A 24,459-nucleotide genomic window follows, 5' to 3' on the forward strand; every position below is an offset into this window, starting at 1 on the left:
GAGGGGTCCTGTGCGGCTGTCGAGTACAGCTGGCCATTCTGCCACACCCCGCGGGCAGCTTTCGGCCGAGGGGGCGGGATGATCTTGGGCATGCCCGGGCGGTACCCGGCGCGGAGGTGAGGTGCGTCGGGTGCGCCGCCCGGCACGCGGGTCGGCGTCGAGCTGGATCGCGGCTGCCACGAGCAGTCGCGGTCTCAGCTTGCCGCCGCTCCCACGACCTCCGGGATGCGGAACGGCTTGCCGCAGCCGCCGCAGACGATGGGGGCCTGGGCGAGGACCGACGGGACCACGCGGACGTTGCGGCCGCAGTCGCAGACCGCCTTGACGCGGACGCCGCCGCCGGAGGATCCGTGGCGGGCGGCCGGGCCCCGGAAGGTGCGGCTCGTGTCGGCGGAGGTGGCCACCGTGTGGGCCTTCAGCGCGCGCTGGAGACGCTCGATGGTCGGGCGGTAGCGCCGCTTCGCCTCGGGGTTGAGCGTGACCAGGGAGAAGCCGCTGCTCGGGTGCGGTTCCTCGGGGTGGTCCAGGCCCAGTTCCTCGGCGATGGCGAGGAAGCGACGGTTGTGGTAGCGGCCGGCGCGGGAGGTGTCGCGGACCCCTCGGGCGGCGGCGATGCCGTGGACTGCCTCATGGAGCAGTCGCTCGAAGGAGAGTTCGTGACCGCACGCGGACGACGACTCCCCGATCAGGGACTCTGGCGCGGCAAGGTCCGGCAGCTCGGGGTGGTACCGCTGAATGTCGGCCCACGCCTGTGCCAGCTCTGCGGCGAGAACAGGTGGTGTCTGTGTCGTGCTCACGTAAGGACAACGAGCGGGGGTGCCGCTGTGTTCCGATTCCGGGGCAACCCAAATATTTTGCACTTACCCGTCAGTTGCCGCTGATGCGTCCTGACGAGGGCGGGTGCGCTGATCTGCGGAGAAGCCTCACAGCTCGTACCAAGCCGGTGCGTAGTCTGACGTACGACCCCACGCGTAGCCGTCCTCCGCATGGCGGTACGGCTGTGGTCGGGGGATGCGCAAGTGGTGTTTCGGCCGCTCTCGCGACAGGACCCGCCGTCTTCCTCAGCGCCGGAAACGACGGCGACGTTACCGGGTGCCTGCTCGGCGCCCCCCACCGGCCCGTCCCCCAGGTTTCGGGGACGTGAAATCTCGCCAGACCCGGCCGCGGCACGCAAGCGGGGCTCCACGCCCACTGGACGACACCGCGAGCCGGGAGTTACCTGACATACGTGGGAAGTGCGCGCGCACGGCACGGGGGCCACGCAATCGGGCACTGCGACGATCTGTCGGCGGATTGGGGCGCTTACCTATGACACCTACGCTCGTGCGGGAGCACCTGCCCCACCCGGGTTCCGAACCACCGGACGGGGAGCTGTGCGCACGCGCGCGTGACTGGTCCGAGATCCAGGAGCGGATGCTTGTCCCGCTCCACGAGACCGTGTACGACCGGCTCGAGGTGGGCCCGGCCACCCGGCTGCTGGGGCTCCGCTGCGGCACCGGGCTCGCCCTGCTGGCGGCAGCCTCCCGAGGGGCCGCCGCGGTCACCGGTGTCGACACCTCGCCCGAACGGCTCGCCCTCGCGCGCGAGCGCCTGCTGCCGGACGCCCCGCCCGGCACGCTCGCGCGGGGCGGCACGCGCATCGTCGACGGCTCACCCGCGGACGCGGCCGACGCGGAGACGCCCGCGTACACCCTGGTGACCGTCTTCGAGCCGATCGGCTGTCTCGCCGACGACGCCGACGGGCTGGGTGAACTGCTGGCGTCCGCGCTGCCCCTCGCCGGGCGCGGGGCGGCCGTGGTGCTGGCCGGCTGGGGCCCGCCGGAGCGGTGCGCCACCTCCTCGGTGCTGCGGGTGGCCACGAAGCTGGCCGATCCCCTGCGCAGCGCCCGCAGCTGGCGGCCGGCCCGCCGGGACGACCTGGAGGAGGTCGCCCAGCGCGCCGGGCTGAAGCCGGACGGCTCCGGCCGGGTGGCCTGCCCGTTCGGGTACGCGGACATCGACAGTGCGGTACGGGGGCTGGTGTCGACGGGGCTGTTCGACGCGGCGATCGCGGCGACCGACCGTAAGCAGGTGGACAAGGAGCTGGTGGAGGCGCTGCATCCGTACCGGCGTCCCGACGGCACGGTTTGGATGCACAACGTGTTCCGGTACCTGATCGCCCGCGTGTAGCTCCGCCGGGTGTGCCGTTGGTCGGCTGCGGCGCCGTCGTGGCTGGTCGCGCAGTTCCCCGCGCCCCTTGGGGAGTGCGCTCGGGCGGCGGCGAGCAGGAGCCCGTGTCCGTGGGCGCCACCCGTGTGTGCCGCGACGTGTCGTGGGGCGGCTGCGGCGCCGTCGTGGCTCGTCGCGCAGTTCCCCGCGCTCCCTGAGGATGTGAGGTCGTGAGGCGGCTGCGGTGGTGGCGTGGGCGGTCGGGCAGGTCGCCACGTCCCTTGAGGGGTCAGGTGTCAGGGGATTTGATGAGGCGGGGGATTCCGGCGATGCGGTAGGCGTCGGCTTCTTCCAGGGTTTCGTTCTCCAGGAGGGCCTGGGCGAGGGCGTCCAGCTGGTCGCGGTGGTCGCGGAGTTTGCGGCAGGCCTCGTCGTAGCACTCGTCGACGATGCGGCGCATCTCGCTGTCGATCACGTCGAGGGTCTGCGGGGCGGCGGCGAGGCCGTAGGCCTGCTGGGCGTCGTTGGGGAGGGCGGAGAGGCGGCCGACCTCCTCGCTCATGCCCCAGCGGGAGACCATCCCGCGCGCGATGTTGGTGACCTGCTCCAGGTCACTCTCGGAGCCGGTGGTGATCACGTCGTAGACGACGTGCTCGGCCGCCATCCCGCCGAGCGCGCCGATGATCCGGCCGCGCAGGTACTCCTCGGTGTACGCGTACTTGTCCGCGTCCGGGGTGGAGAGCGTGACGCCGAGCGCGCGGCCGCGCGGGACGATGGTGATCTTGCGGACGGGGTCGGCGCCTGGCTGGAGCATGCCGAGCAGGGCGTGGCCGCTCTCGTGGTAGGCGGTGCGCCGGCGTTCCTCCGGCGGCATCACCAGTGGCCGTTCCGCGCCGAGCTGGACCTTCTCCAGGGCGTCGGACATGTCGGACTGGGTCACCGCCTGCTGGTTCCGCTTGACCGCCAGCAGGGCGGCCTCGTTGGCGAGGTTGGCCAGATCCGCGCCGGTCATGCCCGGGGTCGTCCGGGCTACTTGGGCGAGGTCTACGTCCTGGGCGAGGGGAATGTCGCGGGTGTGGATCTCCAGGATGGCCTCGCGGCCGCCGCGGTCCGGGGGCGAGACCTGGACGATGCGGTCGAAGCGCCCGGGGCGGGTGAGCGCCGGGTCGAGGATGTCGGCGCGGTTGGTGGCGGCCAGGACGACGACGCCCTCGGAGCCGGAGAAGCCGTCCATCTCGGTGAGGATCTGGTTCAGGGTCTGCTCGCGCTCGTCGTGACCGCCCACGCCGGAGCCGCCGGCCCGCGCCCGGCCGATGGTGTCGATCTCGTCGATGAAGATGATCGACGGGGCGACCTTGCGGGCCTCGGCGAACAGCTCCCGCACCCGGGATGCGCCGACGCCGACGATCATCTCGATGAACTCCGACGCGGACGCGGAGAAGAACGGCACGCCCGCCTCGCCCGCGACAGCGCGCGCGAGCAGCGTCTTGCCGGTGCCGGGCGGGCCCGCGAGCAGCACACCGCGAGGCATCTTGGCGCCCATGCGGCGGTAGGCGTCGGGGTTCTTCAGGAAGTCGACGACATCGCTCAGCTCCCCCTCGACCTCGTCGATGCCGGCCACGTCCTCGAAAGTCGTCCGCTTCTCCCCCGGCACCAGTTCCACCGGTTTCGGCGGCGCCTTGCGGCCGAGCATGCCGCCCGCCCCGCCGAGCCCCGCGCTCATCCGGCGCGCGATGAACACCCACACGGCGACGAGCAGCAGCATCGGCGCGAGCGAGAGCAGCAGGTTGGAGAGGAAGCTGCGGTGCTGGACGACGGGCTGGGCCGTGACCGTGACGTTGTGCTTGGTCAGGTTCGCCCACAGGTCGTCGTTCGCGAAGGACGGACGCTCCGTGTTGAACTTCGTGTACTTCCCGCCGCCGCCCGGCCGGTTCTGCTCCTTCTTCAGCTGTCCCTGGATCGAGTCGCCCTTGGCGTAGATCTTGGAGATGTTGCCGTCGCCCACCTGCTTGCTGAACTCGGTGTACGAGATCGTCGGCTCGTTGGCCTGGTCGAAGTAGGACAGCACCAGGTTGGCGAGCAGGTACACCACGAGCGCGGTGATGATCAGCCGCCACCAGCCCCCGCGCAGCTTCCCCCCGCCCGGCGGCTTCGGCGGCTCCTCGGGAGCACCCTCGGTACGCCAGGGCTGGTCGGGGGACGAGCGTGGCGGCGCAGGGTTGGTCATATCGGGACGTTACGACACGCCGTGCCCCTCGGCACCTGCAGAAACGATCGAGGGCGCCCCTCGACGGAAGAGACGCCCTCGCGGTCGTACGACACCCGGCCCTGCGGCACTCAGCCCATGAACTTCTTGAACTCGTCCGGCAGCTCGAAGTCCTCGCCGCCCTGCTGCGGCAGACCGAAGGCGTTGCCGCCCTGCGCGGCCGCCTCGCGGCGCTGGGCCTCCTCCAGCTCCTGCTGCCGGCGCTTCATCGGGTTGCCGGAGCGCTGCTTGCCCTTGGCCTTCTTCTGCTGCTTCTTCTGCCGGCCGGGGCCGCCGCCCATGCCCGGCATGCCGGGCATCCCGGGCATGCCGCCGCCCTGCGCCAGGCGGGACATCATCTTGCGGGCCTCGAAGAACCGCTCGACCAGGCTCTTCACGGCGCTGACCTCGACGCCGGAACCCTTGGCGATACGGGCGCGGCGGGAGCCGTTGATGATCGTCGGTTCCTGACGCTCGCCCGGGGTCATCGACTTGATGATCGCGGCGGTGCGGTCGACGTCGCGCTCGTCGATGTTCTGGATCTGGTCCTTGATCTGGCCCATGCCCGGGAGCATGCCGAGCAGCTTGGAGATGGAGCCCATCTTCCTGACCTGCTCCATCTGGGCCAGGAAGTCGTCCAGGGTGAAGTCCTGGCCCTTCTTGGACGCCAGCTTCGAGGCCATCTTGGCGGCCTCTTCCTGGCTGAAGGTCTTCTCCGCCTGCTCGATCAGGGTGAGCAGGTCACCCATGTCGAGGATGCGGGAGGCCATCCGGTCCGGGTGGAAGGCGTCGAAGTCGTCGAGCTTCTCGCCGTTCGACGCGAACATGATCGGCTTGCCGGTGATCTGCCGGATCGACAGGGCAGCACCACCGCGGGCGTCACCGTCGAGCTTGGAGAGAACCACGCCGTCGAAGCCGACGCCGTCACGGAAGGCCTCGGCGGTGTTGACGGCGTCCTGACCGATCATCGCGTCGACGACGAACAGGATCTCGTCCGGGGAGACGGCGTCGCGGATGTCCGCGGCCTGCTGCATCATCTCCTGGTCGATGCCGAGGCGGCCGGCGGTGTCCACGATCACGATGTCGTGGACCTTGGACTTCGCGTGCTCGATGGAGTCCTTGGCGACCTTGACCGGGTCTCCGACGCCGTTGCCCGGCTCGGGCGCGTACACCGCGACACCGGCGCGCTCGGCGACGACGCTCAGCTGGTTGACGGCGTTCGGGCGCTGGAGGTCGGCGGCGACCAGCAGCGGCGAGTGGCCCTGCTCCTTCAGCCACCGGGCCAGCTTGCCCGCGAGGGTGGTCTTACCTGCACCCTGCAGACCCGCCAGCATGATCACGGTGGGGGGCTGCTTGGCGAAGCGCAGCCGGCGGGTCTCGCCGCCCAGGATGGTCACGAGTTCGTCGTTGACGATCTTCAGGACCTGCTGGGCGGGGTTCAGCGCCTTGGAGACCTCGATGCCGAGCGCGCGTTCCTTGACGTTCTTGATGAACGTCCGCACGACCGGCAGCGCCACGTCCGCCTCGAGGAGCGCGATGCGGATCTCGCGTGCGGTGGCGTCGATGTCCGCCTCGGAGAGCCGTCCCTTGCCGCGCAGGTTCTTGAAAGTCGCTGACAGGCGATCGGAGAGAGTGTCGAACACGGCGCTCGCGGTCCTCGGGGTCGGTGATGGCTTGTGGGAATCGCCCTCCAGGGTATCCCGGTGTCGAAGTCACCGGGGAAGCTCATCCCCGCAGGGTCTCCTCCAGGGCCCTGGCCGTCGCGGTCGCGTCCTGTGCCGGCAGGGGCGCGCCGGTGCCGGTGGTGACGTAGAACGCGTCCACCGCGTTGGAGCCGAGCGTGCTGACGTGCATGCTCCGCACGCGTACTCCCGCCTTCTCCAGAGCCATGCCGATGCGGTGCAGCAGGCCGGGTCCGTCCTGGGCGCGGACCTCGATGACCGTGGCGTGGTGCGAGGCCGCCGGTGCCACGGTCACCCGGGGCGGCGGGGCCACCCGGCCGCGTCGGCGCGGGTAGGCCGCGTCGCGTTCGGCGAGGCGGCCCGTGATGTCGAGGGAGCCTTCGAGGGCGCGGACGAGGTCGGCCCGCAGCCTGGTGGCCTGCGGCAGGGAGCCGTACTCGGCCGCGACCCGCCAGTTCAGGAGCAGGACGGAGCCGGAGTCGGAGTCGACGTCGTCGGGCAGGCGCAGGGTGCGCAGCTCGGCCGTGCGGACGGTCAGCCGGTGCACGGCGAGGACACCGGCGACCGCCGGCAGCACGGCGGGCTGGTCGGGCACGGCGATGACCAGCTCGACGCCGAGAGGGGCGGGCTCGCCGGTGTCCTCGCCGTCCGGCGGCGTCTCCGTCCGGGCGCGCAGGGCGAGGACCGGGCCGTCGGTGCGGTGGGCCTCGACGGCGAGGCGCTCGTGCTCGGCGGTGGGCGCGGCGGGCTCGGGTTCGTCGGGGGCGTCCCCGGCGAGGACGGCGGACACCCGTCGTACGAGGTCGTCGACGAGGGAGCCGCGCCAGGTCGACCAGGCGGCCGGGCCGGTGGCGAGGGCGTCGGCCTCGGTGAGGGCGTGCAGGAGTTCCAGAGTGCTCTGGGTGCGGACGGCCTCGGCGACGGAGCGGACGGTGGCGGGGTCGTCCAGGTCTCGGCGGGTGGCCGTCTCGACGAGCAGCAGGTGGTGTCGTACGAGCGTGGAGAGTACGTCCACGTCCGCGTGGTCGAAGCCGATCCGGGCGGCGACGTCCCGGGCGATGGTCTCGCCGGCCACGGAGTGGTCACCGGGCCAGCCCTTGCCGATGTCGTGCAGCAGCGCGGCGACGAGGAGCAGGTCGGGGCGGCTGACGCGGCGGGTCAGTTCGGCGGCGCGGACGGCGGTCTCGATCAGGTGGCGGTCGACCGTCCAGACGTGGACGGCGTTGCGCTGCGGCCGGCAGCGGACCCGCTCCCAGTCGGGGAGGAGGTTGCTGATCAGGCCTTCTGCCTCCAGTGCTTCCCAGACGTCGACGGTCGGGCGGCCGGAGCCGAGCAGGGTCACCAGCTGTTCGCGGGCCTCGGCGGGCCAGGGGGTGGGCAGCGGGCGCCCGGTCGCGGCCATGAGCCGGGCGGCGTGCAGGGAGAGCGGGAGTCCGGCCTGCGCGGCGGCGGCCGCGGCGCGCAGCGGGAGCACGGGGTCGCGTTCGGGGCGTGCGGTGCGGGCGAGCACCACCTCGCCGTCCTGCTCCACCACGCCCTCGGCCAGCGGGGAGCGCTCGGCCGCCTGCCGGCCGCCGCCCAGCATGGCGCGCAGGCGCGGGCGGACGGCACGCGAGCGCAGCACGCGCCCGACTTCGCGCCAGGTGACGTCACTGGCGTACGAGATCACGCGCGCCGCCTCGTACACCTTGCGCAGCAGGGTGTCCGCGTCGAGCAGGCCGAGTTCGGTCGCGACCTGGTCCTGTTCCTGCAGCGCGAGCCGGTCGGTGGCGCGGCCGGTGCTCAGGTGCAGGGCGTCACGGACGTCGAGCAGGCGCCGACGGGCGTCGGCGAGTCCCTCGCGCGGGGCGTCGGCCAGCCAGGAGGCCGCCACGGCGCGCAGGGCGGTGGCGTCCCGGAGGCCGCCGCGGGCCTCCTTGAGGTCGGGTTCCAGGAGGTAGCGCAACTCACCCAGGCGTTCGGCGCGCTCGGCGCACATTTCCTGGAGTTCGGGGAGGCGTTTGGGCGCCTGGTTGCGCCAGTCGGCCAGGACGGCCGTGCGCAGTGCGGCGGTGCGGCCTAGGTCGCCGGCGAGGTGGCGGGCGTCCAGCAGACCCAGCTGGACCTTCAGGTCCTCGCCGGCCGTCCGGCGGGCCTCGGCCGGGGTGCGGACGGAGTGGTCGAGGGCGATACCGAGGTCCCAGACGGGGTACCAGAGGCGGTCGGCCAGGGCGGCGACCGCGCCGGGGTCGCTTCCGTCGTGCAGCAGCAGGAGGTCGAGGTCGCTGCGCGGGGACAGTTCGCCGCGGCCGTAGCCGCCGACGGCGACGAGCGAGACGCCTCTGAGCCCGTCGGCCGCGGCCGTGAACAGCGAGGAGAGCCAGTCGTCCGTCAGCTCGGCGAGGGCGGCACGGCGCGGCGGCCCGGACCGCGCCCCTTCGGTGAGGAGGCGCAGCCGGGCCGCCGCGTAGCCGCCGGGCTCCGAGTGATCCGCTTCGTTTCGTACGTCCGTACCCGTCACCCAGCGACTCCTGTCCCTCTGCCGTGCTGCCGTACTGCGTTGTGCCGGGTCAGAGCGCGTCCGGGCCGCGCTCGCCGGTGCGGACCCGTACGGCCGTCTCGACCGGCAGGGACCAGACCTTGCCGTCGCCGATCTTGCCGGTGCGGGCGGCCTTGACGATGACCTCGACCAGCTGGTCGGCGTCGCCGTCCTCGGCCAGGACCTCGATGCGGATCTTGGGGACCAGGTCGACGGTGTACTCGGCACCGCGGTAGACCTCGGTGTGGCCCCGCTGCCGCCCGTAACCGCTGGCCTCGGTGACCGTCAGCCCCTGGACGCCGAAGGCCTGGAGGGCCTCCTTGATCTCGTCGAGCCGGTGCGGCTTCACGACGGCGGTGATGAGCTTCATGCGTCCACCTTCTTGGTCTGCGTGGCGGCCAGGGCCGAAGAGCCCGCGAGGGAGCCGATGACTCCGCCGCCCGCACCACTGAAGTCGTATGCGGTCTCGGCGTGCTCCGCCTGGTCGATGCCGGAGATCTCCTCGTCCTCGGAGACCCGCATCCCGATGGTCTTGTCGAGCAGGAAGGCGAGGACCGCGGAGACGACCAGGGAGTAGGCGAGGACCGCGCCGACACCGGCGCACTGCTTCCACAGCTGGGTCCAGCTGTGGTCGCCGTAGAAGACGCCCGTCGCGGCGGACTGGCCCTTGCCGGTGGCGAAGAAGCCGATGAGCAGCGAGCCGATGATGCCGCCGACCATGTGGACGCCGACGACGTCGAGCGAGTCGTCGTAGCCGAACCGGAACTTGAGGCCGACGGCCGCGGCGCAGGCGACACCGGCGATGGCGCCGACGGCGATCGCGCCGAGCGGGGAGATCGCACCGCCGGACGGGGTGATCGCGACCAGACCGGCGACCGCGCCGGAGGCGGCGCCCAGCGTGGTGAACGCGCCGTGCCGGATCTTCTCGTAGGCGAGCCAGGCCAGCATGGCGGCGGCCGTCGCGACCTGCGTGTTGACGAACATCAGCGCGCCGACGCCGTCGTCGTTGCCGAGCCACGAGCCGGCGTTGAAGCCGAACCAGCCGAACCACAGCAGACTGGCACCGAGCATGACCAGCGGAAGGCTGTGCGGGCGCATCGGGTCCTTCTTGAAGCCGACGCGCTTGCCGATGACGAGGATCACGCCGAGCGCCGCCGCACCCGCGTTGATGTGGACCGCCGTACCGCCCGCGAAGTCGATGACTCCGAGCTTGAAGGCCCAGCCGTCGGCGCCCCAGACCCAGTGGGCGACCGGGACGTAGACGATCGTGGCCCACAGGGCGACGAAGAGCGCCCACGCCGAGAACTTCACGCGGTCCGCGAGGGCGCCGCTTATCAGGGCCGGCGTGATGATGGCGAACATCATCTGGAAGACCATGAACACGAAGATCGGGATGGTGTAGCCGGGCCACAGCTGGGTCAGCCCGATGTTGCTCAGGCCGAACCAGTGGGAGTTCCAGCCGATGAGGCTGTTGTTCTCACCGAAGGCGAGGGAGAAGCCGTAGAGCACCCACAGAATGGTGACGATGCCGATGCTGATGAAGCTCATCATCAGCATGTTGAGGGTGCTCTTGACGCGGACCATGCCTCCGTAGAAGAAGGCCAGGCCCGGGGTCATGATCAGCACCAGGGCGGAACAGATGAGCATGAAGCCTGTGTTCGCGGAGGACAGCTTGGGTGCCTCCGCGGCAAGCGTGATGGCTGGTGCCATCGGCGTCTCCTCGTCGGTTGGTACGGCCCCGTGCGGGCGGTGCCTGGGCGATCCGGTCGGTGGCGGGGGGTCCGGTTATGCGCCAGAGACTGACGCAGCGCCGTTTCGATGGATGCCCCCCGTTGTTTCGCCGGGGTGACGAAGGCGCCCTGCGTGTTACGCGTGCATGAACTGCCGGATGTCCGGCACACCAGTCGTTATCGTGACGCAACCATCGCGAACGACAGAGCGCCCACGACTGAACGACACGGCAACCACTCTTCGAACGACACAGCAACCACCGATTGAGGAACCACGACGGCGAGCAACCACCTACGCGAGAGCGGCGCCGGTTCAGGCGCACAAAGAGGTGCCGGCCGCGGCGGCCTCTCGACGACCTGGCATGGGGGAGCCGAGTCGGGCAGTTCGGGAGGACCGGCCGCGGCCGGGGTTCACGGGTCCCGCGGTCAGACGGCCTCGGCGGCCTCCGGCAGTTCCACGGCGAGCTGGTCGGTGAGGTCGACGACGGCGCCGAGGTCGCCGAAGTCGCGGGCGGCGGTGTCGACCGTCTTGCGGATACGGGTGTTCACCCGCTCGGAACGGACCTTCTTGGCGATCTCCATGGCCCGCGAGGCGTAGTCCGCGCTCTGATCGGGTTCACGCTGGAGCAGGTGCACGGTGGCCATCCCGATCAGGTTCAGCCCGTACGACCGCTGGTGCTCGGCGTCCTTGGCGAACAGTTCCACCGCCCGCCGCATCAGCGGCTCGGCCAGGGACGCGTAGGCGGGGCTGCGTCCGGCGACGTAGGCGAGGTCGCGGAAGGAGTGGGAGTTCTCGCCGTACAGCTCCGCCTCGGAGAAGAAGCGGATCCAGTCGGGGTCCGGCTCGTCCCACTCGTCGACCTCGGCGAAGGTGTCCTCGGCCATGCGGACCGCGCGTTTGGTCTTGCCGGGCTGGCCCATGTTGGCGTAGGCGCGGGCCTCCATCGCATACAGCATGGCCTGGGTGCGCGGGCCCGCGCAGTCACGGCTGCCGTACTGGGCGAGGTGGATCAGCTCCAGGGCGTCGTCGGGCCGGCCGAGGTGGATCATCTGGCGGCTCATGCTGGACAGGACGTACGAGCCGAGCGGCTTGTCACCGGCTTCCTTGGCCGCGTGCAGGGCGAGGACGAAGTACTTCTGCGCGGTGGGCTGGAGACCCACGTCGTACGACATCCAGCCCGCGAGTTCGGCGAGTTCGGCGGCGACCTTGAAGAGCTTGCGGGCGGTGGACTCGGGCTGGGGTTCCTGGAGGAGGTCGGTGACCTCGTGCAGCTGGCCGACGACCGCCTTGCGGCGCAGGCCGCCGCCGCACTGGGCGTCCCATTGGCGGAACATCCGGGTGGTGGACTCCAGGAGGTCGAGCTCGGGCTTGGAGAGACGGCCCGGCCTGCTGGAATCCCGCTGCGGCTCGGGCTCGGGCAGGACCGGCGCGGCGGGGGTCGGCACCAGCCAGCGCTGCATGGGCTCGATGAGGGACGGGCCCGCGGACAGCGCCAGCGAGGTCCCGAGGAAGCCGCGCCGCGCCAGCATGAGGTCGCTGCGCGAGAACTCGCTGAGCAGGGCGACTGTCTGCGGACCCGTCCAGGGCAGGTCGACTCCGGTCGCGGAGGGTGACTGGCGGGCGGCGCGCAGTCCGAGGTCCTCGATGGAGACGACACAGCCGAAGCGCTCGGAGAACAGCTCGGACAGGATCCGCGGTATCGGCTCGCGCGGGTTCTCCCCGTCCAGCCAACGGCGCACCCGTGAGGTGTCGGTGGAGATGTGGTTGGCACCCAACTGGCGTGCCCTGCGGTTCACTTGACGCGCCAGCTCGCCCTTGGACCAGCCACTGCGCACGAACCACGAACCGAGCAGCTCATTGGGGCGCTTGTCAGCGTTCGTCCCGCTACCGCCGTTGCCGCCCACTGGAACGCCCCCATCCCTGAGACCACTTGTCACCGAGTGCGCCAAGCCCTATCAGAATGCCGGTGGACAAGGCCTCCCGTCCGACGGTTCTCACCCTTCGAACGAGTCGACGACTTGCCTGGGGCATACCCACGTGTGCATGTGCCCCCAAGCTTTGCGCACTCACAGTAATCCTACGATCACCGGTCCAGCCATGGCGATCCCTGAAACGCCACCATTCGCCACCCCATCGAATGAACTCACCGTGGCCTCCACGCGATTCACTTGACATAGGACGGCCGGAAGTGGGCGGAGTGACGCACACGGGGGCGCACAGCCTTCGGTGCACCACCCGTAGTGCCGCAAGGCGCCGCCGTGACCTCACGTGAATGAGGGAAGTCGGAGCCGTAGCGTCACGTTCCGCTTTCGTCTCGCTCCGTGTCGTAACCACCGGCGCGCTGGACCCGTTGGAGGGGGCATGGACTTCACGATCGGCGGCATTCGGGAGATCCGCTCCGGCACGCGCCGACGCGGCCGTTCGTCGGAGTGCACCGCCGTCGCCGAGTTCACCGGACTGTGGGGCTGGGACGTGGTGCCGGGCACGCGGGCCGCGGCGGGTGTCTGCTCCTGTGGTCACGCCGACTGCCGGGCGCCGGGCGCGCACCCGCTCGACTTCGCACCCCAGGTGCCCGCGGGCGCCACGCTCGACGAGGTGACCAAGGCCTGGTCCGAGTGCCCGGGTGCCGCCGTGATGCTGCCCGTCGGCCGCGCGTTCGACGTCATCGAGGTCGCCGAGCCGGCCGGGCGCCGCGCCCTGGTCCGGCTGGAGCGCATGGGCCTCCCCCTCGGCCCGGTCGCCGCCACCCCGGACGGCCGCGCCCACTTCTTCGTCGCCCCCGGCGCCGCCGCGGAGCTGCCCCGGCTGCTGTACCGCATGGGCTGGGACGACCCGTCCGCCCTGGACCTGCGCGGTCTCGGCCCCGGTACGTACATCACCGCCCCGCCCTCCGACCGGGGCGGCCTCGGCCCGGTGCGCTGGCTGCGCCCGCCGGCCCTGGACTCGGCGACCCGGCCACCGGCCGCCCGGCTGCTGCTGGGCACGCTGGCGTACGTGGCACACCGCTCGCGCGCGCCGCGCGTATGATCCGCCGCCCCACACCGTCGACCACGAGACCCAACGACCACAGCCGACGTCAGCCCCGCACCACCTCAGCGATCGTCGATTGAGACGCCACGACGGCGAGCCGCCCCTTGGACGGGAGCGGCGCCGGTTTCGGCGCGAAAGAGCGCGCCCGTCCCCGACTGCACCTCGGGGGCGGGCGCTTCTCGTTTTTTGCGCCTGAGCCGGCGCCGCTCTCGCGGAAGGGGTTGATCTCCGTCGTGGTTCCTCAATCAGTTGTCGCGGTCCGTAGGCGGAGGCCGAGCCACAGGGAGTCAGTCACCGATGAGCGCGTCCACGAACGCCTCGGGGTCGAACGGCGCCAGGTCGTCCGCGCCCTCGCCGAGACCGATCAGCTTGACCGGAACGCCCAGCTCACGCTGGACCGCGACCACGATGCCGCCCTTCGCCGTGCCGTCCAGCTTGGTCAGCACGATGCCGGTGATGTCCACGACCTCGGCGAACACGCGGGCCTGCACCAGGCCGTTCTGACCGGTGGTGGCGTCCAGGACGAGCAGCACCTCGTCAAGCGGGGCGTGCTTCTCCACGACCCGCTTGACCTTGCCCAGCTCGTCCATGAGGCCGGTCTTGGTGTGGAGCCGGCCTGCGGTGTCGATGAGCACCACGTCGACGCCGATCTCCTTGCCCTCCTTCACCGCGTCGAAGGCGACGGAGGCGGGGTCGCCGGCCTCCGGCCCGCGCACGGTGTGGGCGCCGACGCGCTCGCCCCAGGTCTGGAGCTGGTCGGCGGCGGCGGCACGGAAGGTGTCGGCGGCGCCGAGGACGACGGTGCGGCCGTCGGCGACCAGGACGCGGGCGAGCTTGCCGGTGGTGGTGGTCTTGCCGGTGCCGTTGACGCCGACGACCATCACGATGCCGGGCTTGCGGTCCTCGGGCTCGGTCTTCACCGTGCGGTCGACCTCGGTGCCGACCAGCTTGAGCAGCTCCTCGCGCAGCAGGCCGCGCAGCTCGTCGGGGGTGCGGGTGCCGAGCACCTTGACGCGCTCGCGCAGCCGCTCGACCAGCTCCTGGGTGGGCTGCACGCCGACGTCGGCGGTGAGCAGTGTGTCCTCGATCTCCTCCCAGGTCTCGTCGTCCAGGTGCTCGCGCGAGAGCAGCGTGAGCAGCCCCTTGCCGAGGGCGGTCTGGGAGCGGGACAGCCGGGCGCGCAGGCGGACGAGCCGGCCCTCGGTGGGCTCCGGGATCTCGAGTTCGGGAACCTCGAGGGCGGGGCCCGTGGGGGGCTCCTCCACGGCGACCGCTGCGGGGCCGCCGGGGAGATCCACCTCCTCGATCGTCCGGCGCGGTTCGTCGCGCGGCGTCTCGGCCTCGTCGCCGACGTGCGGCTCGGCCGGGGGCGCGGTGATGTCGGGCGCGGCGGGCGGCGGCGGGGGCAGCGGCTTCCGGCGCCGGCTGCCGACGATGAGCCCGCCGAGCGCACCGAGCACGACTACGGCGATGACTACAGCAAGGATGATGGTTTCCATAACGGGTCCAGTATGCGTGACCCCCCTGCCCGGCTCGTCGTTCTGCAACGGGGGCCGCGTGCCCTCCGGGCCGGGCTGGCCCGCCGCGTGGCGGCAAGCGTGCGGGAAGCCCTCCAGGGCGGAGTCACAACCCGTCCGGTATCGGCAACGGGTGGGGTCCGCGACCCAGGGCGTGTCACGTCCCATGCGGTGGGCCGTGACACGCCCTCGCCGCAGCATCAACGTCCCGTTTGGGCCATGCGTTGCGTCGGGACCGCTTGTGGTTTCCCCCAAAAGACAAAGGCCTCCAGCGCGCCCAAGTCGGACTAAAGTACGATGGAGGAGGTCGCGTCGACGCGCGTAGAGTCCCATTGTCATCCTCCCCCACATTCCTTAGGGCACCCTCCTTCATGAGCAAGACAGCCGAGACCGAAGGCGCTCTCGAGACCCGCGGCATCGAGCAGGTACCCGACCACGAGCGCACCGCGCGGCCCCGCGAACTCTTCCCCACCTGGGTGGGCGCCAACATCAGCGTGCTGCTGCTGACTATGGGCGCGAGCCTGGTCGTGGCGTACCACCTGAACATCTGGCAGGCGCTCGTCGTCGCCGGCGTGGCGCCCGTCGTGTCGTACGGCCTGGTCGGCCTGGTCGGCATCGCGGGCAAGCGCGGCGGAGCGCCCGGCATGGCGCTGTCGCGCGCGGTCTTCGGGCAGCGCGGCAACCTGCTGCCCGGAGCGCTGATCTGGGTCGCGCGCTGGGGCTGGGAGACGATCAACGCCGTCACCGGCGCCTACGCGATGCTCACCATCCTGGACATCCTGTTCGGCATCAAGGCCAACAGCGTGCTGGACATGGTCATGCTGCTGCTCTTCGTCGTCGCGACCTTCGCGATCTCCGGGCTCGGCATCGGTGCCGTGCAGAAGTGCAACAAGTACGCGACCTATTTCTTCGGCGTCTTCTCGGTACTGGTCCTGGTGTACCTGGCCGTGAACACCGACTGGTCCAAGGTGACGGGCCACAGCGCCGGCCCCACGGCAGCGGTGATCACCGGCATCGGCATGATCGCGGCGGGCGGCGTGAGCTGGATCCCGTCCGCGCCCGACTTCACCCGCTACCTGCCGCGCACCGCCTCCTCGAAGGCGATCGTGGGCACCTCGGTGGGCGGCGCGGGCATCGTCGTGCTGCCCATGGTGCTGATGGGCGCGGTGATGGCGGTCGGCACGCCGGACCTGGCCTCGGCCGGCGACCCGGTCTCCTTCCTGGGCGAGATCCTGCCGACCTGGATCGCGGTCCCGTACCTGCTGATCGCCCTGATCGGCATGCTCCTGATCAACTCGATGTCGATGTACTCGGCCGGCTTCACCGCGCAGACCCTCGGCTTCAAGGTGCCGCGCCACTGGGCGGTCTCGGTCAACGCCGTGATCTCGCTGGTCCTCGGCGGTGTGCTGATGCTGGCGGCGACCAGCTTCCTGGGCTCCTTCATCGCCTTCCTGTCGCTGCTCGCGGTGGCGTTCTCCGCCTGGGTCGGCGTCTTCGTCGCCGACATGCTGCGCCGCACCGAGTACGACGGCCGGGCCATGATCGACACCACGCGCACCAGCGCCTACTGGTACCGGGGCGGCTTCTCCCCCGCCGCGGTGGCCTCCTGGGCGATCGGCCTGGCCGCGGGCCTGATGTTCACCGCCTCGGACTGGTTCACGGGCCCGCTGGCGAAGAACAACGTCATCGGCGAGTACGGCCTCGGCTGGGTCGCCACGATCGTCGTCTCGGGCCTGCTGTACATGGTGCTGCCGAAGCCGGCGGTCGCGACCCCGGCCGCGCCCGCCGAGACCGCCGAGACCGCCGAGGCGCAGGCGCCCGCCACTGCCTGACCGGCCCCGCGCCGAGAGCCCGATCGGCCTTCGCGGCGCCGTGTCCATGGCCATCTGACACAGCGTCAGCTAACGTCCCCCTCCACCGAGCCGCACCGGAGGGGGACCTTCCATGCCCGTCACGGTCGTACGTTTCAACCTGGTCGAACCCGGCGCCACCCGCACCTCCCTCGCCGCCCGCTACCGGGCCGCCGTGGAGATGGCCGCGTACGCCGACGCGCACGGCGTCACCACCGTGCAGACCGAGGAGCACCACGGCGTCGGGAACAACTGGCTGCCCTCGCCGTTCGCCTTCGCGGGCGCGGTGTTCGGGGCGACCCGGGACATCGCGGTAACGGTGTCCGCGGTGATCGGCCCGCTGCACGATCCGCTGCGGCTGGCCGAGGAGATCGCCGTGCTGGACCTGCTCAGCGGCGGGCGGCTGGTGACGGTGGCCGGGATCGGCTACCGGCCCGAGGAGTACGCCCTGTTCGACGTGGACTGGAAGCGGCGCGGCCGGCTCCAGGACGAGATGCTCGCGACCCTGCTGGCGGCGTGGACCGGCGAGGAGTTCACCTACCGGGGCCGTACCGTACGCGTCACCCCGCGCCCGTACACCGATCCGCACCCCCTACTGCTGGTCGGCGGTTCCTCGAAGGCCGCCGCCCGCCGGGCCGCCCGGCTCGGGCTGCCGTTCTTCCCGAGCGCGCATCTGCCGGAGCTGGAGGCGTACTACAAGGAGCAGCTCACGGCGCACGGCACCGAGGGCTGGGTGATGATGCCCGCGGCCGAGACTCCCCTGCTGCACATCGCCGAGGACCCGGACCGGACGTGGGCGCGGTACGGCGAGCACTTCCTGCACGAGGCGCGGATGTACGCCTCCTGGCAGTCGGAGCAGATCCGCTCGGCCGTGAAGTCGGCGGCCACGACGGTGGAGGAGCTGCGCGCGGAGGGCGTGTACCGGATTCTCACGCCGCAGGAGTGCGTGGCGCAGGGGCTGGACAACCTGGTGCTGCATCCACTGGCGGGCGGGATGCCGCTGGAGGAGGGGTGGCGCAGCCTGCGGCTGTTCGCGGAGCGGGTGCTTCCGGAGTTGTAGCAGCCGACCGGACGGGCGTGCGCGGCGTCCGGTCGGGCGGAGCACACCGCCGCCCCCGGTCCGGGGGGTGGTGGGACCGGGGGCGGTGGAAGGGGCGAGGAGAGGGGCAGCGGGGACTTGGCCCTTCTCCTCGGGCTCGGGGGGCGGATCAGCCCATCTCCTCCAGCGACTTGCCCTTCGTCTCCTTGACGAACTTGAGGACGAACGGGATGGAGAGCGCGGCGAAGACCGTGTAGATCACGTAGGTGCCGGACAGGTTCCAGTCGGCCAGCGACGGGAAGCTCGCGGTGATCGCCCAGTTGGCGATCCACTGCGCGGCGGCGGCCACGCCCAGGGCGGCGGCGCGGATCTTGTTCGGGAACATCTCGCCGAGCATGACCCAGACGACCACACCCCAGGAGAGGGCGAAGAAGAGGACGAACACGTGGGCCGCGATCAGGGCGACCAGACCCTGGGTGTGCGGCAGCTTGCCGTCGACCAGCGGGTGGCTGAACGCCCAGGCCTCCAGCGCGAGGCCGACGGCCATGCCGACCGAGCCGATGAGGGCGAGCGGCCTTCGGCCGATGCGGTCCACGAAGATCATCGCGATCACGGTGCCGACGATGTTGATGATCGACGTCGTGAAGGAGTAGAAGAACGACTGCGTCGGGTCGACGCCGACCGACTGCCACAGCGTCGAGGAGTAGTAGAACGCGACGTTGATGCCGACGAACTGCTGGAAGACCGACAGGCCGATACCGACCCAGACGATCGGCTTGAAGAAGAAGCCGCCGCCGAGCAGGTCCTTGAAGGTGGACCTGTGCTCGCTCTTCATGGCGTGCTCGATCTCGGCGACGCGTGCGTCCAGGTCGGCTCCCGTGCCCTCGACCTCGGCGAGGATCTCCTTGGCCCGCTCGCGCTTGCCGACGGAGAGCAGGAAGCGCGGGGACTCGGGGATCGCCAGGGAGAGCAGGCCGTAGAGGACGGCCGGGACGACCATCACGCCGAGCATGACCTGCCAGGCCTCCACGCCCAGCAGCTTGCCGCGCTGGTCGCCGCCGGCGGCGTTGAGCAGACCCCAGTTGACCAGCTGGGAGATGGCGATGCCGACGACGATCGCGGCCTGCTGGAAGGAGCCGAGGCGGCCGCGGTAGGCGGGCGGGGCGACCTCGGCGATGTAGGCCGGGCCGATGACGGAGGCCATGCCGATGGCGAAGCCGCCGATGATGCGCCAGAAGGCGAGGTCCCACAGCGCGAAGGGCAGCGCTGAGCCGACGGCGCTGATGGTGAACAGCACGGCGGCGATCTGCATGCAGCGGATACGGCCGATCCGGTCGGCTATGCGGCCGGCGGTCGCGGCGCCCACGGCACAGCCGATCAGGGCGATGGCGATGACCTGGGCCAGGGCCGCGGAGCCGATGTCGTAGCGGCCGCGGATGGCCTCGACGGCTCCGTTGATGACCGAGCTGTCGTAGCCGAAGAGGAAACCGCCCATGGCGGCGGCCGCCGCGATGAAGATGACGTGCCCGAGATGTTCGGGGTGAGCCGTCCCGGCTCCTGACTGCGGTGCCTGCGCTGTGCTGGTCACGTGTAACTCCTCGGGCCGCGGCAACGCTGCCGGGGTGGGGGGCGAGCCCTTAGGTCTCCAGTGGCGCACGAGCGAGCACCACTCACACCTGAAGGTAAAAGCAACGTTGCCGAGACTATGCCTTCAAGTTTCGAAGTCAATAGTTCAACGACTATGAACTTTCAGACATGAAGGGAGTCCTCGTGTTCAAGAAGCGAACATGAGGACTCTTTGATCTCGCGGGTGAACTAGCGCAGCCGCTGGGAGATGACCTTCGACACACCGTCACCCTGCATGGAGACGCCGTAGAGCGCGTCGGCCACCTCCATGGTGCGCTTCTGGTGCGTGATCACGATGAGCTGGGAGGACTCCTGCAGCTCCTGCATGATCCGGATCAGCCGCTGGAGGTTGGTGTCGTCGAGTGCGGCCTCGACCTCGTCCATGACGTAGAAGGGGCTCGGCCGCGCCTTGAAGATCGACACCAGCATGGCGACGGCGGTCAGCGACCGCTCGCCGCCGGAGAGAAGGGAGAGCCGCTTGACCTTCTTGCCCGGCGGCCGGGCCTCGACGTCCACACCCGTGGTGAGCATGTTGTCGGGGTCGGTCAGGATCAGCCGCCCGTCGCCGCCCGGGAACAGCCGGCTGAAGACGCCCTCGAACTCTCGGGCCGTGTCCCGGTACGCCTCGGTGAAGACCTGCTCGACACGCTCGTCGACCTCCTTCACCACCTGAAGCAGGTCGGCGCGGGTCTTCTTCAGGTCCTCCAGCTGCTCGCTGAGGAACTTGTGCCGCTCCTCCAGCGCCGCGAACTCCTCCAGCGCGAGCGGGTTGACCTTGCCCAGCTGCTGGTACGCCCGCTCGGCGGCCTTGAGCCGCTTCTCCTGTTCGGCCCGGTGGAACGGCCTCGGCTGGTTGCGTGGGTGCTCGGGGTCCTCCGGCAGGACCTCGCCCTCGGCGGGCGGTGAGGGCGGAACGAGCTGGTGCGGGCCGTACTCGTCGACGAGCCCCGTCGGCTCGACGCCCAGCTCCTCCAGCGCCCTGGTCTCCAGCTGCTCTATCCGCAGCCGCTTCTCGGCGCCGAGCACCTCGCCCCGGTGCACCGAGTCCGTCAGCTTGTCGAGTTCCGCCTTGAGATCGCGTCCGGCGGTGCGCGCGGCGGTCAGTTCCCGCTCGCGCCGTGCCTTGGCGGACTCGGCGGCGGACCGCTCCCGCTCGGCACGGCCGAGGGACACCTCGATGTGCGCGAGCAGCTGCCGGGCGCCGAAGGCCACGGCCTCGGCGACGGCGGCCTCGTGGCGCAGCCGGGCGCGCCGCTGCTCGGCACGCGCGCGTGCCTCGCGTTCCGCACGGGCGGCCCGGTCCAGCGAGTCGGCGCGTCCGGCGAGCCCCTTGACGCGTTCCTCGTGCGTACGGACCTGGAGCCGGGCCTCCATCTCGGTCTGGCGGGCGTTGGCACCGTCGGCGGCCAGCCGGTCGCGCACCGAGGTGTCCGGCTCCTCCTCGACGGGCATCTCCTCGGCGACCGCCAGCCGCTCGGCCAGCTCCTCGGCCTCCATGACGGCCTTCTCCAGCGCGTCCTGCGCGCGTGCCGCCGCCGTGGCCGACCGCTCGGCCTCCCCGGCGGCGCCGCGTGCCTGTCCGGCGAGCCGACCGAGCTGCTGCGCCACGGCCGACTTCTCCCGGTCGGCCGCCCGCCGCCGCTCTCCCAGCTCCTCGACCAGCGCGGCGGCCTCCCCTCGCCGCTCGGCCGCCGCGTGCTGCGCCTCGGTGAGCTCCTCGCACCGCACGACCAGCTCGTCCAGCTCCGCCGCGGCCTCGTCCACGGAGGCCTGCACCTCCAGGAGACTGGGCGCACCGGCCGACCCGCCGTGCGCGAAGTGCGCCCCGAGCAGGTCGCCTTCGGCGGTGACCGCGGTCAGTTCGGGGCGCGCGAGGACCAGGTCCTCGGCGTCCTCCAGGGTTCCTACGACGACGATCGCGCGCAGCAGCCGGCGTACGGCGGGCATGAGTTCGGCGGGACCGCGGACCAGGTCGGCGGCGAAGATGTGCTCCGCGGGGAGGGCGGTGCGCTCCACGGGGTGAGTGGTGGCGGGAGGGCGGGCGTCCGCGGGTTCGTGGTGGCTGGTCGCCCAGTTCCCGGCGCCCCTCAGGGGTGTCTCCGCCGCCGCCGAACGATCAGCCAGAGGTGTTGAGGTGGGCCGTTGGTCGTCCGCGGGTGCGTCGTGGCCGGGCGCGCCGTTCCCCGTGCCCCCTTGAGGCGCCGGCTCCGGGGTGTCGGCGAGGAGAAGGGAAGCGCGGCCGCCGTCCTGTTTGCGCAGGAGGCGGAGGGCTTCGGCCGCCTGGGCCGGGGTGGTCACGGCGATGGCGTCGGCTGCCGCGCCGAAGGCGGCGGCGAGCGGGACTTCGTGACCCGGGGTGACGGTGAGCAGTTCGGCCGCCGGGCCCAGGATTCCGGTGAGCCGGTCCCGGGCCCCGAGCAGTATTCCCGTGCCGTCCTTGCGGCGCAGGCCCAGTGCCAGCGCCTCGTGGCGGGCCTGGGTCGCGGCACGCCGGCGTTCGGCCGCGGTGGTCGCCTCGCGGGCGGCGCTCAGGGTGGACTCGGCCTCGGTGAGCTGTCGTCTGGCGGCGTCGTGCTGTTCGGCGAGGTCGGCGTCGTCCGCGTCGAGGCCGTCGACCTCGGCCTGCAGGGTCTCGTACTCCTCCTGGGCGGAGGCGGCGCGCTCCTGGGCCTCGTCGCGGGCGACGGCCAGCCGGTCGATCTCGGCCTGGGCGGAGGCGGCGCGCGAGCGGGCCGCGTTGACCTGTCCAAAGAGACGGGCCAGTCCTTCGCGCCGATCGGCGATGGCGCGGGCGACGTCCTTGAGGCGACGCTCCTCGACGGCCAGCTCCCGCTCCAGTTCGGCGCGGTGGGCGACGGTGTCGTCCAAGGCGTGCTGGGCCGCGTCCAGGGCGGCCTCCAGTTCGGCCTCCTGCTCGCGGATGCGGGCGGCCTCGCGTTCCATGTCCTCGGGGTCGCGGCCGCGCCGCTCCTCGGGCGGTGCGGAGGTGGCGCTCTTGACCCGGGCGTCGGCCAGCGAGACGGTGCCGCGTACGCGTTCGGCCAGCTGGGACAGCTCGTACCAGGTCTGCTGGGCGCGCTGGAGGCGTGGCGTGAGCTGTCGTACCTCGTCCTCCAGCAGGGCCTCCCGCTGGAGTGCCTTCTTCAGCTCCTGCTCGGCCGCCTCCTTGCGCTCCTTCAGGGCCGCCTCGTCCGCGATCTCGTTGCTGAGGGCCGCCCGGAGTCGTACGAGGTCGTCGGCGAGCAGCCGGAGGCGGGCGTCGCGCAGGTCGGCCTGGATGACGGCGGCCCTGCGCGCGACCGCGGCCTGGCGGCCGAGCGGCTTGAGCTGGCGGCGCAGTTCGTCGGTGAGGTCCTGCACGCGCGCGAGGTTGGCCTGCATCGCGTCGAGCTTCCGCAGCGCCTTCTCCTTGCGCTTGCGGTGCTTGAGCACGCCCGCGGCCTCTTCGATGAAGGCGCGGCGGCCCATGGGGTCGGCGTGCAGGACGGAGTCGAGCTGGCCCTGGCCGACGATGACGTGCATCTCGCGGCCGATGCCGGAGTCGGACAGGAGGTCCTGGATGTCGAGCAGCCGGCAGGTGTCGCCGTTGATCTGGTACTCGCTGCCGCCGTTGCGGAACATGATCCGCGTGATGGTGACCTCGGCGTACTCGATGGGCAGCGCACCGTCGGAGTTGTCGATGGTCAGGGACACCTCGGCGCGGCCCAGCGGGGGACGGCCCGTGGTGCCGGCGAAGATGACGTCCTCCATCTTGCCGCCGCGCAGCGACTTGGCGCCCTGCTCGCCCATGACCCAGCTGAGCGCGTCCACGACGTTGGACTTGCCCGAGCCGTTCGGGCCGACCACACACGTGATCCCCGGTTCGAACCGGAGCGTGGTCGCCGAGGCGAACGACTTGAACCCACGGAGGGTCAGGGCCTTGAGGTGCACGCCGCTGGACTCTACCCGCCGCCGCTATCTCACTCCACGAACACTCGCAACCCCGCGGTTTCGCCCATGAACATGCAGGGCACACCAGACGTTAAAGAGAGTGAAAGGATGCGCGGGGGAAAGAAAGAAGGGACGCCGAAGCGTCCCTTGCGAGACTCTGACAACTGGATTGCGTTGTCTGATCAACTGAGCGGTTGACGGGCAGCCCAACCGCTGCGACTGCTGTCGTGGAGCGATGCAGCGATCAGGTGAGCGCAGGCTCCGCCTGGTGTGCGTCGATGCTCTCCATGATCCTGTCCTGAGAGGCGGCAGCCGTCAGCGCGTCGTTCTCTTCCTGGATCCGTACGAGCTCGGACTCCAGGTCCTGGACGCGCTGCTGCAGCCGTCGCATCTCGGCGAGGAGTCGAGGGTCGGAGCCGCCGACGTAACCGAGAAGCGCCTTTGCCATGATGGATGGTCCTCCACACTGAGTGACCGACCGATGCGGTGTGGGTCGTGAGGGATTCGCACCCGGGGTGCTTGACACACTCGAGTGTTTCTCTGCCGTTCTACATGCCAAACAGCTAAGGTGCGCGGGGCTTTCAGCGTCTCACCAAAAAGTTTGACGGTCAACACGATCACGCCCCGTATTGGCGGGCGGACCCGGGGCGCGCTGCCGGCGGGCGGCGGTGCTGCGGCTCCTGCGGGGCCCTCGGGGCGTGCGGACCAGCTGTATCTGCGGAGCCTGCCACGCCGAGCCGTTCTTGGCAACCACCAGGTCATTTCTGCTCCGGGCACGTGCGTCTGGCATGTCGCCGCGCATCCACCTGCGGGGCTTTACGGAATGGGCTCAGCGGATGGCGAAGCCGTCGTACCCGCCGCGCGGTGTGTCCCAGATCTCCGTGACGCCGTCAACGCGCCCGGGCGTGTCGTCGCCCTGGAGCCAGTCGAGGAGCCCCTCGCAGCCCTGGCGTGAGCCCTCCGCGACCACCTGGACCCTCCCGTCGCCCAGATTGAGAGCGAAACCACTCAGGCCGCCGATCTCCAGCGCCTTGGCACGCGTGAACCAGCGGAAACCCACGCCCTGCACACGTCCGCGGACCCAGGCGACCAGTCGTACATCCTCACTCATGGGTGCAACCTAACCGGCCGGTGAATCTTGGG

16 protein-coding genes are annotated in these 24,459 nt (G+C 71.1%); 4 read left to right on the forward strand and 12 right to left on the reverse strand.

Features of this window, described 5'->3' with window-relative positions; all coding sequences use genetic code 11:
- Positions 1 to 194 precede the first annotated feature (194 nt).
- Positions 195 to 797 (reverse strand): hypothetical protein, encoded by a 603-nt coding sequence (locus ACWD5D_RS21250; protein WP_094220509.1) that lies wholly within the window; start codon positions 795 to 797, stop codon positions 195 to 197.
- Between the two features lie 511 nt (positions 798 to 1,308).
- On the opposite strand from ACWD5D_RS21250, the gene ACWD5D_RS21255 reads away from it, so the two are divergent.
- Positions 1,309 to 2,169: an SAM-dependent methyltransferase gene (locus ACWD5D_RS21255; RefSeq protein ID WP_451374283.1), complete on the forward strand. Its 861-nt coding sequence runs from the start codon at positions 1,309 to 1,311 to the stop codon at positions 2,167 to 2,169.
- Between the two features lie 268 nt (positions 2,170 to 2,437).
- Here the strand turns inward: ACWD5D_RS21255 and ftsH are convergent, their stop codons facing one another.
- The 6 genes from ftsH to nsdA form a co-directional block, all read right to left on the reverse strand.
- Positions 2,438 to 4,375 carry an ATP-dependent zinc metalloprotease FtsH gene (gene ftsH, locus ACWD5D_RS21260; RefSeq protein WP_451374284.1) on the reverse strand — a complete coding sequence of 646 codons (1,938 nt, stop codon included), beginning with the start codon at positions 4,373 to 4,375 and terminating at the stop codon, positions 2,438 to 2,440.
- A gap of 110 nt (positions 4,376 to 4,485) precedes the next feature.
- Positions 4,486 to 6,036, reverse strand: coding sequence for a signal recognition particle protein (gene ffh / locus ACWD5D_RS21265; protein ID WP_451374285.1), 1,551 nt, complete (start codon positions 6,034 to 6,036; stop codon positions 4,486 to 4,488).
- A gap of 82 nt (positions 6,037 to 6,118) precedes the next feature.
- The gene (locus ACWD5D_RS21270; protein ID WP_451374286.1) at positions 6,119 to 8,575 is read right to left on the reverse strand and encodes a [protein-PII] uridylyltransferase; all 2,457 of its coding nucleotides are present in this window, start codon (positions 8,573 to 8,575) and stop codon (positions 6,119 to 6,121) included.
- A gap of 49 nt (positions 8,576 to 8,624) precedes the next feature.
- Positions 8,625 to 8,963, reverse strand: coding sequence for a P-II family nitrogen regulator (locus ACWD5D_RS21275; RefSeq protein ID WP_451374287.1), 339 nt, complete (start codon positions 8,961 to 8,963; stop codon positions 8,625 to 8,627).
- A complete protein-coding gene (locus tag ACWD5D_RS21280) occupies positions 8,960 to 10,303 on the reverse strand; it encodes an ammonium transporter (protein ID WP_451374288.1) in 1,344 nt (447 codons plus the stop codon). Before ACWD5D_RS21280 ends, ACWD5D_RS21275 begins: the two co-directional genes overlap by 4 nt.
- 446 nt (positions 10,304 to 10,749) lie before the next feature.
- Positions 10,750 to 12,228, reverse strand: a complete 1,479-nt coding sequence (gene nsdA / locus ACWD5D_RS21285; RefSeq protein WP_451374289.1) for a transcriptional repressor NsdA — start codon at positions 12,226 to 12,228, stop codon at positions 10,750 to 10,752.
- Positions 12,229 to 12,685: 457 nt separating this feature from the next.
- Between nsdA and ACWD5D_RS21290 the strand changes: the two genes are divergently transcribed.
- On the forward strand, positions 12,686 to 13,351 hold the full coding sequence (locus tag ACWD5D_RS21290) for a bifunctional DNA primase/polymerase (protein WP_451374290.1): 666 nt from the start codon (positions 12,686 to 12,688) through the stop codon (positions 13,349 to 13,351).
- Positions 13,352 to 13,641: 290 nt separating this feature from the next.
- Here the strand turns inward: ACWD5D_RS21290 and ftsY are convergent, their stop codons facing one another.
- Positions 13,642 to 14,853, reverse strand: a complete 1,212-nt coding sequence (ftsY, locus tag ACWD5D_RS21295; protein WP_451374291.1) for a signal recognition particle-docking protein FtsY — start codon at positions 14,851 to 14,853, stop codon at positions 13,642 to 13,644.
- A gap of 389 nt (positions 14,854 to 15,242) precedes the next feature.
- Between ftsY and ACWD5D_RS21300 the strand changes: the two genes are divergently transcribed.
- Together ACWD5D_RS21300 and ACWD5D_RS21305 are read left to right on the forward strand one after the other, a co-directional pair.
- Positions 15,243 to 16,703, forward strand: coding sequence for a cytosine permease (locus tag ACWD5D_RS21300; RefSeq protein WP_451374292.1), 1,461 nt, complete (start codon positions 15,243 to 15,245; stop codon positions 16,701 to 16,703).
- A gap of 112 nt (positions 16,704 to 16,815) precedes the next feature.
- Positions 16,816 to 17,781, forward strand: coding sequence for an LLM class flavin-dependent oxidoreductase (locus tag ACWD5D_RS21305; RefSeq protein ID WP_451374293.1), 966 nt, complete (start codon positions 16,816 to 16,818; stop codon positions 17,779 to 17,781).
- A gap of 148 nt (positions 17,782 to 17,929) precedes the next feature.
- On the opposite strand, the gene ACWD5D_RS21310 is transcribed toward ACWD5D_RS21305, so the two are convergent.
- From ACWD5D_RS21310 to ACWD5D_RS21325, 4 genes are all read right to left on the reverse strand, one after another.
- Complete coding sequence (locus ACWD5D_RS21310; RefSeq protein ID WP_451374294.1) at positions 17,930 to 19,348, reverse strand: sugar porter family MFS transporter; 1,419 nt, start codon at positions 19,346 to 19,348, stop codon at positions 17,930 to 17,932.
- A gap of 227 nt (positions 19,349 to 19,575) precedes the next feature.
- Entirely contained in the window at positions 19,576 to 23,316 is a 3,741-nt protein-coding gene (locus ACWD5D_RS21315) for an AAA family ATPase (protein ID WP_451374295.1), read from the reverse strand.
- Positions 23,317 to 23,560: 244 nt separating this feature from the next.
- Positions 23,561 to 23,764 (reverse strand): hypothetical protein, encoded by a 204-nt coding sequence (locus ACWD5D_RS21320; protein WP_451374296.1) that lies wholly within the window; start codon positions 23,762 to 23,764, stop codon positions 23,561 to 23,563.
- A gap of 381 nt (positions 23,765 to 24,145) precedes the next feature.
- Positions 24,146 to 24,427, reverse strand: a complete 282-nt coding sequence (locus ACWD5D_RS21325; protein WP_451374297.1) for an acylphosphatase — start codon at positions 24,425 to 24,427, stop codon at positions 24,146 to 24,148.
- Positions 24,428 to 24,459: the final 32 nt, after the last annotated feature.

This window comes from Streptomyces sp. NPDC002520 (assembly GCF_053595235.1).

What these genes read in the sequence shown, in the direction of transcription:
- ACWD5D_RS21255 (WP_451374283.1), top strand. Translation starts at nt 1,309, where the DNA reads ATGACACCTACGCTCGTGCGGGAGCACCTGCCCCACCCGGGTTCCGAA.
- ftsH (WP_451374284.1), bottom strand. Translation starts at nt 4,375, where the DNA reads ATGACCAACCCTGCGCCGCCACGCTCGTCCCCCGACCAGCCCTGGCGT.
- ACWD5D_RS21275 (WP_451374287.1), bottom strand. Translation starts at nt 8,963, where the DNA reads ATGAAGCTCATCACCGCCGTCGTGAAGCCGCACCGGCTCGACGAGATC.
- ACWD5D_RS21280 (WP_451374288.1), bottom strand. Translation starts at nt 10,303, where the DNA reads ATGGCACCAGCCATCACGCTTGCCGCGGAGGCACCCAAGCTGTCCTCC.
- ACWD5D_RS21290 (WP_451374290.1), top strand. Translation starts at nt 12,686, where the DNA reads ATGGACTTCACGATCGGCGGCATTCGGGAGATCCGCTCCGGCACGCGC.
- ftsY (WP_451374291.1), bottom strand. Translation starts at nt 14,853, where the DNA reads ATGGAAACCATCATCCTTGCTGTAGTCATCGCCGTAGTCGTGCTCGGT.
- ACWD5D_RS21300 (WP_451374292.1), top strand. Translation starts at nt 15,243, where the DNA reads ATGAGCAAGACAGCCGAGACCGAAGGCGCTCTCGAGACCCGCGGCATC.
- ACWD5D_RS21305 (WP_451374293.1), top strand. Translation starts at nt 16,816, where the DNA reads ATGCCCGTCACGGTCGTACGTTTCAACCTGGTCGAACCCGGCGCCACC.
- ACWD5D_RS21320 (WP_451374296.1), bottom strand. Translation starts at nt 23,764, where the DNA reads ATGGCAAAGGCGCTTCTCGGTTACGTCGGCGGCTCCGACCCTCGACTC.
- ACWD5D_RS21325 (WP_451374297.1), bottom strand. Translation starts at nt 24,427, where the DNA reads ATGAGTGAGGATGTACGACTGGTCGCCTGGGTCCGCGGACGTGTGCAG.